Raw genomic sequence first — 14,750 nt, 5'->3', positions numbered from 1 at the left:
CATGCCGCACGCGCTGACCGACCGCCGCCAGGCGCTGCAGGCCGCGCGCGAGGCGCTGTTCGCCGCCTGGCCCGCGCACGGCGATCCGGCCCGACTGCTGGCCGAACTGAGCCGGCTGGTCGACGAGGCGATCGCCTCGCTGTGGCAGGAGGCCGGCGGCGGCGACGCGGCGGCCCTGCTCGCGGTCGGCGGCTACGGCCGCGGCCAGCTGTTCCCGCATTCGGATATCGACCTGTTGATCCTGCTGCCCGAACGGGCGCCGCGCCGCACGCTCGAGTTGGCCGAGGCGCTGATCGGCAAGCTGTGGGACCTCGGTCTGGAGGTCGGCCACAGCGTGCGCACCGTCGACGAGTGCCTGAAGGAAGCCGAGACCGACATCACCGTCGCGACCACGCTGCTCGAGCGACGCCTGATCGCCGGCGACGCGGCGCTCGAGGCGGCGCTGTCGGCCGCGCTGGCGCGCGAGCTCGACCCGGTCGCCTTCGTCGAGGGCAAGCAGCTCGAACAACAGCAGCGCCACAACCGCTACTTCGGCGTCACCAACAACCTCGAACCCAACCTGAAGGAAAGCCCCGGCGGCCTCCGCGACCTGCACACGCTGCTGTGGATCAGCAAGGCGACCGGCTTCGGCGACAGCTGGGAGGCGCTGACCGAGGGCGGCATCCTGACGCGCGCCGAGGCGAGACTGATCCGCCAGAGCGAGCGCACGCTGCAGAAGCTGCGCATCGACCTGCACCTCGTCGCGCGGCGCCGCGAGGACAGGCTGCTGTTCGACTTCCAGCAGCCGCTGGCCAGGCTGTGGGGCTTCGAGGACACCGGCGCGCGGCGCGCCAGCGAACTGCTGATGCACGCCTACTACCGCGCGGCGCGCACCGTCGGCCAGCTCAACGGCGTGTTGCTGCCGAACCTGCGCGCGCGCTTCTTCTCGCCGCTGCCCAGGCTGACGCAGTCGCTCGACGAGCGCTTCTACACCGTCAACGGCATGCTGTCGGTGTACAACTCGGCGATCTTCCACGAGCGGCCGTCGGCGATCTTCGAGGCCTTCCTGATGCTGCAGCGCCACCCCGAGCTGACCGGCTTCGCGCCGCGCAGCCTGCGCGCGCTGTGGAACGCCAGAAGCCGCATCAACGAGCGCTTCCGCCACGACCCGGCCAACCGCGCACTGTTCATGCAGATCTTCCGCGAGCCGGGCCTCACCCGCACGCTGCGGCGGATGAACCTGTACGGCGTGCTCGGCAAGTACCTGCCGGCCTTCGGCCGCATCGTCGGCCAGATGCAGCACGACCTGTTCCACGTCTACACCGTCGACGAGCACATCCTGATGGTGGTGCGCAACCTGCGTCGCTTCGCGGTGCCGGCGTTCAACCACGAATACCCCTTCCTGTCCAAGCTGATCAACGACTTCGACAAGCCGGAACTCCTGTACCTGGCCGGCCTGTTCCACGACATCGCCAAGGGCCGCGGCGGCGACCACTCGCAACTCGGGCGCGTCGACGCGCGCGAGTTCTGCGTCGCGCACGGCCTGTCGGCCGACGACACCGAACTGGTCGTCTGGCTGGTGCAGGAGCACCTGACGATGTCGGCGATCGCGCAGAAGGAAGACATCTACGACCCGGAAACGGTCGGCCGCTTCGCCGACAAGGTCGCAACGCCCAGACGTCTCGCCGCGCTGTACCTCCTGACCGTCGCCGACATCCGCGGCACCAGCCCCAAGGTGTGGAACGCGTGGAAGGCCAAACTGCTCGAGGACCTCTACCACGCGACGCAGCGACAGCTGCTGCGCGGCGGCGAGCTCGACCTCGACTCCGAACTCGAAGAGCGCAAGACGCAGGCGCGCGCGCTCTTGCGGCTGTTCGCGGTGCCGGCCGGCGTCGAGGACAGGTTGTGGGCCGAGCTCGACACCGTCTACTTCCTGCGCCACGAAGCCAAGGAGATCGCCTGGCACGCGCGGCTGCTGAACCGCTTCGTGAGTACCCGCGAACCCATCGTCCGCGCGCGGCTGTCCGAGGACAAGGAAGGCGTGCAGGTGCTGGTCTACACGCCCGACCAGCCGGCGCTGTTCGCGCGGCTGTGCGCCTTCTTCGGCCGCACCCGCTACAGCATCGCCGACGCCAAGGTCTACACCACGCGTCACGGCTACGCGCTCGACACCTTCCACGTCTTCATCCCCGAGCACCACGACGGCGACTACCGCGACCTGATCAACTTCATCGAGTTCGAGCTCGCCGCCTGCCTCCGGAAGGGCGGCGAGATCGAGATGCCGCCCGCCGGTCGCGTCAACCGCATGCTGCGCCACTTCCCGGTCGCCCCGCAGGTGCTGATCCGCCCCGACGACCGCGAAAGCTACTACGTGCTGTCGCTGGTCGCCGGCGACCAGCCGGGCCTGTTGGCGCGCATCACGCAGATCCTGACCCGCTACGGCCTGTCGGTGCAGTCGGCCAAGATCATGACGCTCGGCAGCCGCGTCGAGGACTCCTTCCTGCTGTCCGGCGCGGCGCTGTCCGACGACCGCGCGCTCCTGGCGCTCGAGACCGAGCTGATCGAGGAACTGAAAGCCTGAGCCACCGGCGATGCCGCGATGAAAAAACCCGCCGTTCGGCGGGTTGGGTGACGGGGCTGGCGGGACGCTAGCGGTTCCACTTGCGGAAGTCGCGCGTCAGCTTGGCGAGGTCGCCGGCGGTTTCGGCCAGCTCGCCCGCGTGCGTTTCGACCAGGTGGGTGGTCTGCAGATTGCTCTGCGCGATCGCGTTGAGCTGCTCGAGCGAGGCGGCGACCTCGTGTACCGCCTGCGACTTCTGCCGCATCTGCTCGGCCAGATGGCGGGCCTGCGCGCTGGCGCGCTCGGCCGAACCGATCAGGCCGGCGAGGTTGCCCGACGAGGCGCGGATCTGCTCGGTGACCTCGCCGACCTCGCTCACCGTCGCGTCCATGCTGCCGACCGCCTCGCGCGTGGTCGCCGCGATCGATTCGACGATGCCGGTGATCGCGTCGGTGGTCTTGCTGGTACGCTCGGCCAACTTGCGCACCTCGTCGGCGACCACCGCGAAGCCGCGGCCCGTCTCGCCGGCGCGCGCCGCCTCGATCGACGCGTTCAGCGCCAACAGGTTGGTCTGGTCGGCGATCTCGTGGATCTGGTCGGTCATGCTGCGGATGTCGGCCATCGAGCGGGTCAGCTTGTCGACCGCCGCGCGCGAGGCGCCGACCACCTCGACCGCGCGCTCGGCCGCCTGCGACGCGGCGACCATCGTCGCGCTGCCGGCACCGGCGACTTCCTTGGTCGCCTCGGCGTCGGAAAGGCTCTGCTCGGCCAAGGTCGCCACCTCGGCGACCGCCTCGCTCATCATTTCCATATTGCCGCTGATCTGCGTCAAGCCCTGCACCTGCTCGGCGCTGCGCACCGCGAGGCCGCGCATCTCCGCTTCGAGCGAGTCGGCGTTGGCGTGCGTGCGGCCGCTGGCACTGACCACGTCGGCGATCACCGCGCGCTGCAGGATGCGCAGCGATTCGAGATTGGCGACCAGCCGGCCCGCCAGACCGCCGACCGACACCGCCAGCGAATGCTCGAGCTGGCCCTCGGCGATCCACGCGAAGCCCTGCTGGAGCACCCTGAGCGACTCGGCCACGCGCAGCGCCGCCCAGGCGCCGGCCGCCGCGCCGACCGCGAAGCCGGCGCCGGACAACGCCGCGCGCGCGCCCCACGACAGCTCGGGCGCAAGCCCGGCCGCCAAGAGCAGCAGCGCGCCGGCGCCGACGCCGAGCCCGCCCCACTTGAGCGGGTCGAGCCGGCGGCGGCGCGCCGCCAGCGTCGACGGCAGCGTCGCGCGCTTATCGCGCACCGCGCGGTACAGCGCCTCGGCCGCGTCGACCTCGGCGCGGTTCGGGCAGGAGCGGATCGACATGTAGCCGACGATCCTGCCGTGCTCGGTGATCGGCGTGACGTAGGCCTCGACCCAGTAGAAATCACCGTTCTTGGCGCGGTTCTTCACCAGTCCGCGCCAGGGCTGGCCGGTCTTCACCGTCTCCCACAGGTCGGCAAAGGCCTCGGGCGGCATGTCCGGGTGGCGCACCACGTTGTGGTTCTTGCCGATCAGCTCGGCCTCGTCGAAACCGCTGATCTCGATGAAGGCGCGGTTGGCGTAGGTGATCAGACCCTTGGCGTCGGTTTTGGTGACGATGGGGTGCGCGGGGTCGACGCGGCGTTCCTGGTCGGTCACCGGGAGGTTGATTTTCATTCAGCATCCTTGGAGTGTCCGGCCGGAGGTGGGCGACCAGATCAAGACGACGGAATGTTATCAGAAACGGCGCGCTTTTCCCTCTGCCCCGCGGGGCTTTTTCACGCGCGCGCGCCGACACACGCCGTCGCCACTATTCATAGTGAGAACTATTTGCAATAATTTATCCATGCCGACTTCCCCTGTCACGGCCATCCGCGCCGACACCCTGCTCGACCTGATCGAAAACCGCCGCGTCGGCGTCGAGTACCAGGTCATCCTCGACGCGCGCACGCTCGAGCCCTTCGGCTACGAGGGCCTCGCCCGCCTCTACGACCGCGACGGCGCGCCGCTGCCGCCGCAGGCGGTGTTCGACTGCCTGCACGCGTCGCCCTTGAGTCTGGTGCAGCTCGAGCTGATCGCCAAGACGGCGCAGATCGAGCACGCGCCGGCCGACGGCAAGCTGTTCGTCAACGTCGACCCCGACGCCCTTCTGCTCGGCCTCGCCCCCAACCGCGACCATCCGATGTTTCGCTTGCTGGCACGCCGCGCCGACGTGGTGGTCGAGATCATCGAGAACTCCAACACCCAGCAGGCCGACCGCAGCCTCGCGCTGGCGCGCGCGCTGGCCGAGGCGGGCATCCAGACCGCGCTCGACGACATCGGCGCGCCGGCCAGCCTCTTGGCGCTGCCGCTGCTGATGAGCGTCGACTACTACAAGTTCGACCGCCACTGGCTCGGCCGGCGCGACGACGCGGCGCACCGCGCGTTGCTGAGCCACCTGCTCGGCTTTGCGCGCGAACGGGGCAAGGCGACCGTGCTCGAGGGGGTCGAGACGGCCGGGGATCTCGAACTGGCGCGCGCGCTCGGCGTCGACTACGTGCAGGGCTTCCTGTTCCGCGAACGCTTCGTGTCGGTGCGGCCCTGAACCGTTGCCCTCCCGCCCGGGACGGCGACCGCCGCTGGCGCGACGCAAAAACGGCTCGGCCAACCCGTCATCAGGGTTGGCCGAGCCGTTTGGCGGGCAACGCGGCCCTGGCGTCGCTCAGTAGCGGTTGACGAAGATCATCTCGACGTCGCGCAGCGCGGCCAGCGTGTTGCCGCCCGAGTAGCTGATCGACGACTGCAGGTCTTCCTTCAGTTCGATCAACAGTCGCTCGATCGCGCCCTTGTACTCGACGTAGATGCGCTTGCCCTCGACATTCTTGTAGGCGCCCTTGTTGTGCTCGGACGCGCTGCCGAAGTATTCCTTCAGGTGCTTGCCGTCGATCTCGATGATCTGGCCGGCCGACTCGTCGTAGCCGGCGAACAGCGAGCCGGCCATGATCATGGTCGCGCCGCAGGCGATCGCCTTGGCCAGGTCGCCGTGTTCGCTGATGCCGCCGTCGGCGATCACCGGGATCTTCACCGCCTGCGCGCAGTCGAGCACGGTCGACACCATCGGGCGGTGGAAGCCGGTCTTGTTCTTGGTGATGCACACGCGGCCGCCGGCGATGCCGGCCTTGACCGCGTCGACGCCCCAGGATTCCAGATCCTGCGCGGCCTCGCCGGTGGCGATGTTGCCGCCGATCAGGAAGGATTCGGGGAACAGGTCCTTGACCTTCTTGATCATGCGCTCGGCCTTCACGCACCAGCCGTTGGCGATGTCGAGCGTGATGTACTCCGGGCTCAGGCCGGCGGCCTTCAGGTTGCGCAACTGCTCGTCGGTGTCCTCGTTCACGCCGATGCTGATCGACGAGAACAGGCCTTTTTCCTGCATGTCGGCGGTAAAGCGCGTCGCGTCGACGTTGAAGCGGTGCATGGTGTAGAACCAGCCGCGGCGCGCGAAGTATTCGCAGGTCTCCTCGTCGACCACGCTCTTCATGTTGGCAGGGTACACCGGCATGTCGAAACGGCGCGGGCCGAACTGCACCGAGGTGTCGCATTCCTTGCGGCTGTCGACGACGGTGCGCTTGGGAACGAGGTAGATGTCGCCGTAGTTGATTTCGGTCTTGATCATGCGGTGGTACTCCTTGAGCAGATGGGTCGTGCCGCCGACACGTCTGCCGCGGCGCAAAAACAGGGGGCCCCAAATAAAAGCGGGAGCCGCAATGGCTCCCGTTTACAGTGTCCCCTGCGTCGCCCCTCGGGGTCCGCACGAACAAACCGGGGCAATTTATATGGGTTAACCCTAGGAGTCAAGCGCAAAAATCAGGCGCCGAAGATCTGCGCGCTGTCGCCGGCCACCGGCGGCGCGCGGTACGCGGCCGGAAAGCCCTCGTCGAGCCAGTCGAGGATGGGCCGCCACGCGGCGCGGTCGCGCCGGCTGCGGCTCTCGGGCAGGTCGAACAGCGTCAGGCCGTTGGCGGCCGCGGCGACGTAGAGCTGGGTGTCGCGCAGCCACGAGAGCACCGGGACGTCGTGACGTGCGAGGAAGGCCTCGAGTTCGCGCGAGGCGCGCGTGCGCGGGTCGACGCGCATGCCGACCACCGCGACGAAGGTCTTCTCCTTGCGCACCGCCTTCTCGGCGAACAGCTGCGCGAAGAAGGCCTCGCTCGCCCACATGTCGAACGGCGACGGCTGGATCGGCACCAGGATGCGGTCGACGCGCGACACCAGCGCGGCCAGCTTCTTGCCGCGCAGCCCGGCCGCGCTGTCGAGCACCGCCACCTCGGTACCCTTGGGCGGCCGCGCCGGCTCGTCGGCCTTCATCTCCCAGCCGGCGATCCGCGGCAGCGCGGCGTCGCGGCGCTGCAACCACGACAGCGACGACTGCTGGCGGTCGACGTCGCCGAGCATGGTCGAGAAACCGCTACGCGCGTAGTGTCCGGCCAGATTGGTCGCCAGCGTCGACTTGCCGCTGCCGCCCTTGGGATTGGCCACCAGCACCGAAAACGTCATTGCGCCCTCCTTGGAATTTGCCTGCGCCCACTATACCAGCCCGCGCGGGCGCGCCGCCGCCGCCGCGCGCTGGTATGCTTTAAACCTTGCCACACGAAGGGAAACCGCATGAGCACCCCGCGCTTCGACGCCCTGCTGTTCGACCTCGACGGCCTGATGATCGACTCCGAACGCGTCGGCGCCGACAGCTGGCGCCTCGCCGGCGCCGAACTCGGCCACGAGATCGACGAGACGCTGCTGGCCGCGCTGTCCGGCCTGTCGGTGACGCGCAGCGAGGCCTTCGTCGCCGAGCGGCTCGGCGACGCGGCGCTGGCGCGCGCGCTGCACGAAAAGAGCCGCCACCATTACCAGCGCCTGGTGCGCGAGGGCGACATCCCGCTCAAGCCCGGCATCGAGAGCCTGCTCGACTGGGCGCGCGCGGCCGGCGTGCCGCGCGCGGTGGCGACCTCGACGATGCGCGAGATGGCCGACGTCAAACTCGGTCGCAGCGGCCTGATCCGCTTCTTCGACGTCACCGTGGCCGGCGACGAGGTCAAGGAAACCAAGCCGGCGCCCGACGTCTACCTCGCCGCGGCCGACAAGCTCGGCGTGCCGGCCGAACGCTGCCTGGTGCTGGAGGATTCCTACTACGGCGTACTCGCCGCGCGCGCAGCCGGCATGCCGGTGATCGTGGTGCCCGACGGCGCCGAGCCGCACCCCGAGACGCGCGAGATCGCGCTGTCGATCTGCCGCGACCTCGACGAGGCGCTCGCGCTGCTGCGCCCGTGGTTCGGCGCGCGCTGAACGCGGCCGGCGCCAGGCGGCGAGCCGCCTCGACGGCCCCGCCCTGCAGGCGGAACACGCTGGAAAAACAAAAGGTTGGCCGAGCTCGGCCAACCTTTTTTCATTGTCCACGCCGGCACCTCGTGGCGAGCTGCCGCGCCCGCGACGGCCCGGCGGCTAGTCGGGAGCGGCGACCGTCAGCGCGCCGCGCAGCAGGTCGGACGCCTCGGCGACGAAGCGATCGGCGTCGGCGGCCTTGAGCCGCACCGTCATCGTCACCGCGTCGCCGTAGTCGGCCGCGAGCACGACCGCGCCGCGCTGCTCGGCCAACCTCCTGAGCGCCGCCTCGTCGGCGAAGCCGAAGCTGAGCCGCCGCTCGGCCAACGGTTCGAAGGCGACCAGCTCGGCGACCTTCATCGCCTCGGTCACCGCCTGGCCGTAGGCGCGCGCCAGCCCGCCGGCGCCCAGCTTGGTGCCGCCCCAGTAGCGCACCACCACCGCGAGGATGTTGGCCACCGACTTGTGCGACAGCACGTTGTACATCGGCCGCGCGGCGGTACCGGACGGCTCGCCGTCGTCGTCGAGGCCCGAATCGCCGTCGCAGATCAGCACCCAGCAGTGATGGACGGCGCCCGGATGCGCCGCGCGCAGCTCGGCCAACCTTTGCTTGGCCTCGGCGCGGCTCGTCACCGGGAACAGCATGCCGATGAAGCGGCTCTTCTTGACCTCGATCTCGGCGCTCGCGGGCGCGGCTAACTGGTACATACGACGGCAATCCAGACAGAAAACCGCATGATAGCAGCCGCGCGCGCTGCGCCGCGCTGGCGGACCGCCATGCAAATATGCTAAAAGTCCGGCATGAATCCGCTGTCTCCGACTTTCTGGCTGCTGCTGGCGATCGCGGCGCTGGTCGCCGAGTTCTTCACCGGCTCCTTCTACCTGCTGGTGGTGGCGTGCGCACTCGCCGTCATCGGGCTGGTTCAGCTGCTCGGCGGCCCGCCCGCCGCGGCGCTGCTGGCCGGCAGCATCGCCGGCCTCGCCGGTCTCGCGCTGCTGTGGCGCGTCAAGCGCCGCCGCGGCGCGCGCCGCGCGGCGATCGACGACCCGGACCTCGGCCAGCCGGTCGAGATCGTCGCCAACCGCGACGGCCACGGCACGGTGCGCTACCGCGGCGCCGAGTGGCAGGCCGACTTCGAGCCGGCCGACCTCGCCGCCGGTACGCGCGGCCTGATCGCCGGCCGCGATGGCAACCGGCTCAAAATCGTCTCTCCCACACAAGGAAGCACACCATGACCCTGGCCCTCGTGCTGTTTATCGCCGTCGTCGTCTTCGTCTGGCGCGCGGTGAAGGTCGTCCCCCAGCAGAGCGCCTTCGTGCGCGAGCGGCTCGGCCGCTACCACGACACGCTGACGCCCGGGCTGACCGTGATCATTCCCTTCATCGACCGCATCGCCTACCGGCACAATCTGCGCGAGATCCCGCTCGACGTGCCCAGCCAGGTCTGCATCACCCGCGACAACACCCAGCTCAAGGTCGACGGCATCCTGTATTTCCAAGTCACCGACCCGCAGCGCGCCTCCTACGGCTCGAGCGACTACGTGCTGGCGATCACCCAGCTGGCGCAGACCACGCTGCGCTCGGTGATCGGCCGCATGGAGCTGGACAAGACCTTCGAGGAACGCGACGAGATCAACCGCGCGGTGGTCACCGCGCTCGACGAGGCGGCGTTCAACTGGGGCGTGAAGGTGCTGCGCTACGAGATCAAGGACCTGGTGCCGCCGCAGGACATCCTGCAGGCGATGCAGGCGCAGATCACCGCCGAGCGCGAGAAGCGCGCGCTGATCGCCGCGTCGGAAGGCCGCAAGCAGGAGCAGATCAACCTGGCGACCGGCGCGCGCGAGGCGGCGATCCAGCAGTCCGAGGGCGAGATGCAGGCCGCGATCAACCTGTCGCAGGGCGAGAAGCTGGCGGCGATCAACAAGGCGCAGGGCGAGGCCGAGGCGCTGCGCCTGGTGGCCGCTGCGACCGGCGACGCGATCGAGCGCGTCGCACGCGCGATCGGCAGCGAGGGCGGGCTCGAAGCGGTCAACTTCAAGGTCGCCGAGCAGTACGTCGCGGCCTTCGGCCAACTGGCGCGCGAGAACAACACGCTGATCCTGCCGGCCAACGTCGCCGACGTCGGCGGGCTGGTCGCCACCGCGCTCAAGGTGGTACGCAGCGCCGACGCGAACGCGCGCGCCTGAGCGCGGCGTGGCCGGGAACTTCGCGGCGGCCCGGCCCGTCACAAGCGGCTCACACTTCTTAATCGGGCTACGCTTGTGCCCCGCCCACCCTGCCCCCATAATCGTTTCCGATGAAAGCCTTCGCCGACTTCCTTCCCGTCCTGCTGTTCTTCGCGGTCTACTGGGCCACGCGGGACATGTTCCTGGCCACCGGTGCCGCCATCGCCGCCTCGGTCGTGTTCACCGCCTACGCCTGGTTCCGCCACCGCAAGGTCGAAACCATGCAGTGGGTCAGCCTCGCGCTGATCGTGGCGCTGGGCGGCGCGACCATCCTGTTCCACGACAAGCACTTCATCATGTGGAAGCCGACCGCGCTGTACTGGCTGATCGCCGCCGGCCTCGTCGTCGGCGAGCTGTCCGGCAAGAACGGCATCCGCGCGCTGCTGGGCAAGCAGGTCGAGCTGCCCGACGCCGTGTGGCGACAGCTCAACCGCGCCTGGACGGGCTTCTTCGCGCTGATGGGCGCGCTCAACCTGTGGGTCGCCTACTCGTTCAGCGAGGCGGTCTGGGTCAACTTCAAGCTGTTCGGCGGCATCGGCCTGATGCTGGTCTTCGCCATCGGCCAGAGCTTCTATCTGTCGAAATACCTGGAGGAAAGGAATTAAATGCTGTACGCCATCATCGGCCGCGACCGCGCAGGCTCGCTCGACGCCCGCCTTGCCGCCCGCCCCGACCACCTGGCGCGCCTGACCGCGTTGCAGGACGAGGGCCGGCTGATCCTCGCCGGCCCCTGCCCGGCGATCGACGCGGTCGACCCGGGGCCGGCCGGCTTCACCGGCAGCCTGATCGTCGCCGAGTTCGCCTCGCTCGAGGCGGCCCGCTCCTGGGCCGACGCCGACCCTTACGTGGCAGCCGGCGTCTACGAAGCCGTCGAGGTCAAGCCGTTCCGCAAGGTCTTCCCGGCATGAGCAGCACGCTGGAGCTGATCCGCGAGCGGCTGGCCGCGCTCGAACCCGAGCACGTCGCGCTCGAGGACGACAGCGCCGCGCACGCCGGCCACGCCGGCGCACGCGACGGCGGCCACTACAACCTGACCATCGTCAGCGCCCGCTTCGCCGGACTGAACCGCGTGGCGCGGCACCGCCTCGTCTACCAGACGCTCGGCGAGCTGATGCAGACCCGCATCCATGCGCTCGCGATCCAGGCACTCGGCCCGGACGAAATCTGAACCTGATCCAAGGGGACTTCCCGATGAAACTTTCCCGACTGGCCAGCATCGTGGCCGTATCCGCCCTCAGCCTGCCGGTTCTGGCCGCCCCGGTCGCCACCGTCAACGGCTCGGCCATCGACAAGAGCGAAGTCGACCGCGCGGTCAGCCAGCTGGTCAAGAACAGCGGCGGCAAGATGCAGGACACGCCGGCGCTGCGCGAGGAAATCAAGGACCGTCTGATCGGCCGCGAACTGGCGCTGCAGGAAGCCAAGCGCCGCGGCCTCGACAAGACGCCGCAGTTCACCGAGCGTCTCGAGCGCGTGCGCGAGGAGCTGCTGCAAGAGGCGCTCTTGGCCGACATCGCCAAGCAGAGCCCGGTGGGCGACGCCCAGGTCAAGGCCGCCTACGACCAGTTCGCCGCCCGCCTGAACGGCAACAAGGAGATGAAAGTCCGCCAGATCGTCGTCGCCAGCGAGGCCGACGCGAACAAGCTGATCGCCGACCTGAAGAAGGGCGGCAGCTTCGAGGCCGCCGCCCGTGCCAAGTCGATCCAGCCGGGCGCCAAGCAGAACGGCGGCGACATGGGCTGGGGCAACCTCGGCCTGATGGAGCCGCCGTTGGCCGAGGCACTCAAGACCATCGGCAAGGGCCAGATCGGCGACAAGCCGCTGCGCTCCGGCATGGGCTACCACGTCTTCAAGGTCGAGGACATCCGCAACGGCAAGGCGCCGGCCTTCGACGACGTCAAGGCGCAGATCTCGCGCGACCTGCAGCAGCGCGAAATCGCCAAGGTCATCGACGGCCTGCGCGCCAAAGCCAAGATCCAATAAGAACAAGGACCCGCAACCATGCGTAAAACCCTCGTCACCACCGCCCTGCTCGCGGCCTTCGCCGGCCAGCTGGTCGCCGCCGCCCCCGCCCCTGTCTCGCAGGCGCGCGTCGACGCCGTGATCCGCACGCTCGAGGCCCAGGGCCAACCGGTGACCGCGCAGACGCGCGAAATGGTGCGCGAACAGCTCGCCACCGCCGACCTACTGAGCCAGGCCGCCGTGAAGAAAGGCCTCGACAAGACGCCGGACTACCGCGCCGAACTGGAAAACATGCAGTCGATGAGCCTGGCGAACCGGCTGATCCGCGACTTCCAGAGGAGCAACCCGGTCGGCGAGGCCGAGCTGCGCGACGCCTACGCCAAGCTCAAGGCCGAAATGCCGGAGAAGAAGAGCTATCACGCCCGCCACATCCTGGTGAAGACCGAGGCCGAGGCGATCGCGGTGCTCGACGCGCTCAAGAAGGGCAAGCCCTTCGCCGCGCTGGCCAAGGAAAAGTCGCTCGACCCGGGTAGCAAGGCCAACGGCGGCGACCTCGGCTGGGCCGACGCCGAGAACTTCGTTCCGCCGTTCGCCGAGGCGCTGACCCGCCTGTCCAAGGGTCAGGTGACCGCCAAGCCGGTGAAGACCGAGTTCGGCTGGCACGTGATCAAGCTCGACGACGTCAAGACCGAGAGCGCGCCGCCGCTGGACGCGATCCGCGCGCAGCTCGAGCAGCGCGTGATGGGCGCCAAGGTCGACAAGTTCATCGACGGCATCAAGGCGCAAGCCAAGTAAGGCTGCCCGCCCCCAAAGGAAAACCCGCGATCCGTGTCGCGGGTTTTTTCTTGTCGGCCTTCTGGCGTGGCCTCGTGTGTGTCCCTGCGGCGCCGTCCGTCGCCGTCACTCCTCCTCGTCGTCGGCCTCGACCAGCCAGGCCGGACGGCGCTTGTCGAGGAAGGCGTTCACGCCCTCGACCTGCTCGGGCCGACCGACCAGGCCAAGCAGCGCCTCGCGCTCGCGCGCGAGCTGCCCGTCCAGCGTCGAGCCCGGCCCCTGCGCGATCAGCGCGCGCGCGACGGCGACCGCCTCGGGCGCCTGCATGCCGACCCGGTTGGCGAGGCTGATCGCGGTGATCTTGGCCAGGCCGGCGTCGACCACCTCCTCGACCAGACCGATGCGGCGCGCCTCCTCCGCCTCGACCAGCTCGCCGCCGAGGATGATGCGCTTGGCCCAGGCCTGGCCGACCTTGTCGGTCAGCGTCTTGGTACCGCCGGCGCAAGGCACGAGGCCGACGCGGGTTTCCGGCAGGCCGAGCCGCGCGCCGCGCTCGGCGACCATGAAGTCGCAGGCCAGCGCGCACTCGAGGCCGCCGCCGAGCGCGTAGCCGTTGATCGCGGCGACGGTGACGCCCGGGAAGGCTCGCAGCCGGCCGAAGGCGGCGGCGAAGGCGTCGGCGAGCGAGGCCGCCTCGGCCTTGTCGCCACGCCGGAAGGCCTTGAGATCGGCGCCGGCCGAGAAGAACTGCTCCCCCTCCCCGGTGAGCACCACGGCCCGGATGTCGGCGTCGTCCGACAGCTCGGCCAGCGCGTCCCTCAACTCGTGCAGACCTTCGATGGTCCACTGGTTCGCAGGCGGATGGACATGGGTCAGGATGGCGCAGGTACCCAATCGTTCCACAGTCAGTTGCTTGGCCATGATGCCCTCCATCCGGGCGTTGTTCGACGGGCCGGCGACATGCCTCCCCACCCCGGTCGCGCCGGCCCAGGCAGGACAGACGCGTTTTTCTTTTTTATGGAATAGCCCTTGTACAACTTCCAGCTTTTTTATCGTTTGAATTCACTTTTCAGGAATTCTTTTTAATTTGGCGGTCTAACCGGCCCGGCCCGGCCCGGCCCGGGGCGCGGGCTTTTCGCTAAAATGGCGTTTTCCTTTCCCGGATCGCTCCGATGCTGGAAGTCAACTGGCTGGCGCTGTTCGTCGTCGGCCTTCTGGGCGGCGGCCATTGCGTCGGCATGTGCGGCGGCATCGTCGGTGCGTTGTCGTTCGGCCTGCCGGCCAGCCGCGCGCGCTGGCCGCTGATGCTCGCCTACAACCTCGGCCGCGTCGGCAGCTACGCGCTGGTCGGCGCCTTGCTCGGCGCGCTCGCGCAGGGCGGGCTGTCGATGGCCGACTTCGCGCCGCTGCGCTGGGGACTGTTCGTCGCCGCGCAGCTGATGCTGGTCGCGCTCGGGCTCTATCTGGCCGGCCTGTCGGCGCTGGTGACGCGCTTCGAGACGCTGGGCCGGCCCGTCTGGCGCCGCGTGCAACCGTTCATCGCGCGCTTCCTGCCGGTGCGGCGGCTGTCGCAGGCGCTGGCGGTCGGCGCGCTGTGGGGCTGGATGCCTTGCGGCCTCGTCTACAGCGCCAGCCTGTCGGCGCTCGCCTCCGGCAGCGCGGCTAAGGGCGCCGGGCTGATGCTGGCCTTCGGGCTCGGTACGCTGCCCAACCTGTTGCTGATGGGCGCCTTCGCCGAACGGCTCAAGACGCTGCTGCAGCGACGCGCGGTGCGCCTCGTCGCCGGCCTGTCGGTGCTCGCGCTCGGCGTCGCCGGATTGCTTGGGGCGCTGCTCGCGCACGCCGGCTGACGCCTTCCCCCCCACGCCCTCTCCGCAAGCCT

Annotated in this window: 16 protein-coding genes; 11 read left to right on the top strand and 5 right to left on the bottom strand. The window is 69.3% G+C overall.

Features of this window, described 5'->3' with window-relative positions; genetic code table 11:
• The first annotated feature begins 1 nt into the window (after position 1).
• Complete coding sequence (locus EV683_RS08755; RefSeq protein ID WP_131862524.1) at positions 2–2,560, top strand: [protein-PII] uridylyltransferase; 2,559 nt, start codon at positions 2–4, stop codon at positions 2,558–2,560.
• A gap of 67 nt (positions 2,561–2,627) precedes the next feature.
• On the opposite strand, the gene EV683_RS08750 is transcribed toward EV683_RS08755, so the two are convergent.
• Positions 2,628–4,232 (bottom strand): methyl-accepting chemotaxis protein, encoded by a 1,605-nt coding sequence (locus tag EV683_RS08750; RefSeq protein ID WP_131862523.1) that lies wholly within the window; start codon positions 4,230–4,232, stop codon positions 2,628–2,630.
• A gap of 169 nt (positions 4,233–4,401) precedes the next feature.
• Here EV683_RS08750 and EV683_RS08745 point away from each other — a divergent pair, with 169 nt between their 5' ends.
• Complete coding sequence (locus EV683_RS08745; RefSeq protein ID WP_207910428.1) at positions 4,402–5,139, top strand: EAL domain-containing protein; 738 nt, start codon at positions 4,402–4,404, stop codon at positions 5,137–5,139.
• A gap of 117 nt (positions 5,140–5,256) precedes the next feature.
• On the opposite strand, the gene EV683_RS08740 is transcribed toward EV683_RS08745, so the two are convergent.
• Positions 5,257–6,210, bottom strand: a complete 954-nt coding sequence (locus EV683_RS08740; protein WP_066614513.1) for a GMP reductase — start codon at positions 6,208–6,210, stop codon at positions 5,257–5,259.
• Between the two features lie 191 nt (positions 6,211–6,401).
• Positions 6,402–7,091: a ParA family protein gene (locus EV683_RS08735; protein ID WP_131862522.1), complete on the bottom strand. Its 690-nt coding sequence runs from the start codon at positions 7,089–7,091 to the stop codon at positions 6,402–6,404.
• A 108-nt stretch (positions 7,092–7,199) separates the two neighbouring features.
• Between EV683_RS08735 and EV683_RS08730 the strand changes: the two genes are divergently transcribed.
• The gene (locus tag EV683_RS08730; RefSeq protein WP_131862521.1) at positions 7,200–7,874 is read left to right on the top strand and encodes an HAD family hydrolase; all 675 of its coding nucleotides are present in this window, start codon (positions 7,200–7,202) and stop codon (positions 7,872–7,874) included.
• Between the two features lie 156 nt (positions 7,875–8,030).
• Here the strand turns inward: EV683_RS08730 and EV683_RS08725 are convergent, their stop codons facing one another.
• Positions 8,031–8,618: an IMPACT family protein gene (locus EV683_RS08725; RefSeq protein ID WP_131862520.1), complete on the bottom strand. Its 588-nt coding sequence runs from the start codon at positions 8,616–8,618 to the stop codon at positions 8,031–8,033.
• Positions 8,619–8,711: 93 nt separating this feature from the next.
• Between EV683_RS08725 and EV683_RS08720 the strand changes: the two genes are divergently transcribed.
• The 7 genes from EV683_RS08720 (at position 8,712) to EV683_RS08690 (ending at position 12,889) form a co-directional block, all read left to right on the top strand.
• Positions 8,712–9,146, top strand: coding sequence for an NfeD family protein (locus EV683_RS08720; protein WP_131862519.1), 435 nt, complete (start codon positions 8,712–8,714; stop codon positions 9,144–9,146).
• Positions 9,143–10,096 (top strand): SPFH domain-containing protein, encoded by a 954-nt coding sequence (locus tag EV683_RS08715; RefSeq protein WP_131862518.1) that lies wholly within the window; start codon positions 9,143–9,145, stop codon positions 10,094–10,096. The genes EV683_RS08720 and EV683_RS08715 overlap by 4 nt, the downstream gene beginning before the upstream one ends.
• A gap of 110 nt (positions 10,097–10,206) precedes the next feature.
• The gene (locus tag EV683_RS08710) at positions 10,207–10,740 is read left to right on the top strand and encodes a septation protein A (protein WP_131862517.1); all 534 of its coding nucleotides are present in this window, start codon (positions 10,207–10,209) and stop codon (positions 10,738–10,740) included.
• The gene (locus EV683_RS08705; protein WP_131862516.1) at positions 10,741–11,043 is read left to right on the top strand and encodes a YciI family protein; all 303 of its coding nucleotides are present in this window, start codon (positions 10,741–10,743) and stop codon (positions 11,041–11,043) included.
• The gene (locus EV683_RS08700) at positions 11,040–11,303 is read left to right on the top strand and encodes a BolA family protein (protein ID WP_066614530.1); all 264 of its coding nucleotides are present in this window, start codon (positions 11,040–11,042) and stop codon (positions 11,301–11,303) included. The genes EV683_RS08705 and EV683_RS08700 overlap by 4 nt, the downstream gene beginning before the upstream one ends.
• Positions 11,304–11,326: 23 nt before the next feature.
• Positions 11,327–12,115 (top strand): peptidylprolyl isomerase, encoded by a 789-nt coding sequence (locus EV683_RS08695; RefSeq protein ID WP_066614531.1) that lies wholly within the window; start codon positions 11,327–11,329, stop codon positions 12,113–12,115.
• Between the two features lie 18 nt (positions 12,116–12,133).
• Positions 12,134–12,889 (top strand): peptidylprolyl isomerase, encoded by a 756-nt coding sequence (locus EV683_RS08690; RefSeq protein WP_066614536.1) that lies wholly within the window; start codon positions 12,134–12,136, stop codon positions 12,887–12,889.
• Positions 12,890–12,994: 105 nt separating this feature from the next.
• Here the strand turns inward: EV683_RS08690 and EV683_RS08685 are convergent, their stop codons facing one another.
• A complete protein-coding gene (locus EV683_RS08685) occupies positions 12,995–13,789 on the bottom strand; it encodes an enoyl-CoA hydratase (RefSeq protein ID WP_066614804.1) in 795 nt (264 codons plus the stop codon).
• Positions 13,790–14,040: 251 nt separating this feature from the next.
• Here EV683_RS08685 and EV683_RS08680 point away from each other — a divergent pair, with 251 nt between their 5' ends.
• On the top strand, positions 14,041–14,718 hold the full coding sequence (locus EV683_RS08680; protein WP_066614538.1) for a sulfite exporter TauE/SafE family protein: 678 nt from the start codon (positions 14,041–14,043) through the stop codon (positions 14,716–14,718).
• The last annotated feature ends 32 nt before the right edge of the window (positions 14,719–14,750 follow it).

The sequence above is a fragment of the Crenobacter luteus genome (assembly GCF_004345725.1).
GTDB lineage: Bacteria > Pseudomonadota > Gammaproteobacteria > Burkholderiales > Chromobacteriaceae > Crenobacter > Crenobacter luteus.
Note: the sequence above shows the minus strand (reverse complement) of the source record. Positions and strands in the feature narration are given on the sequence as shown.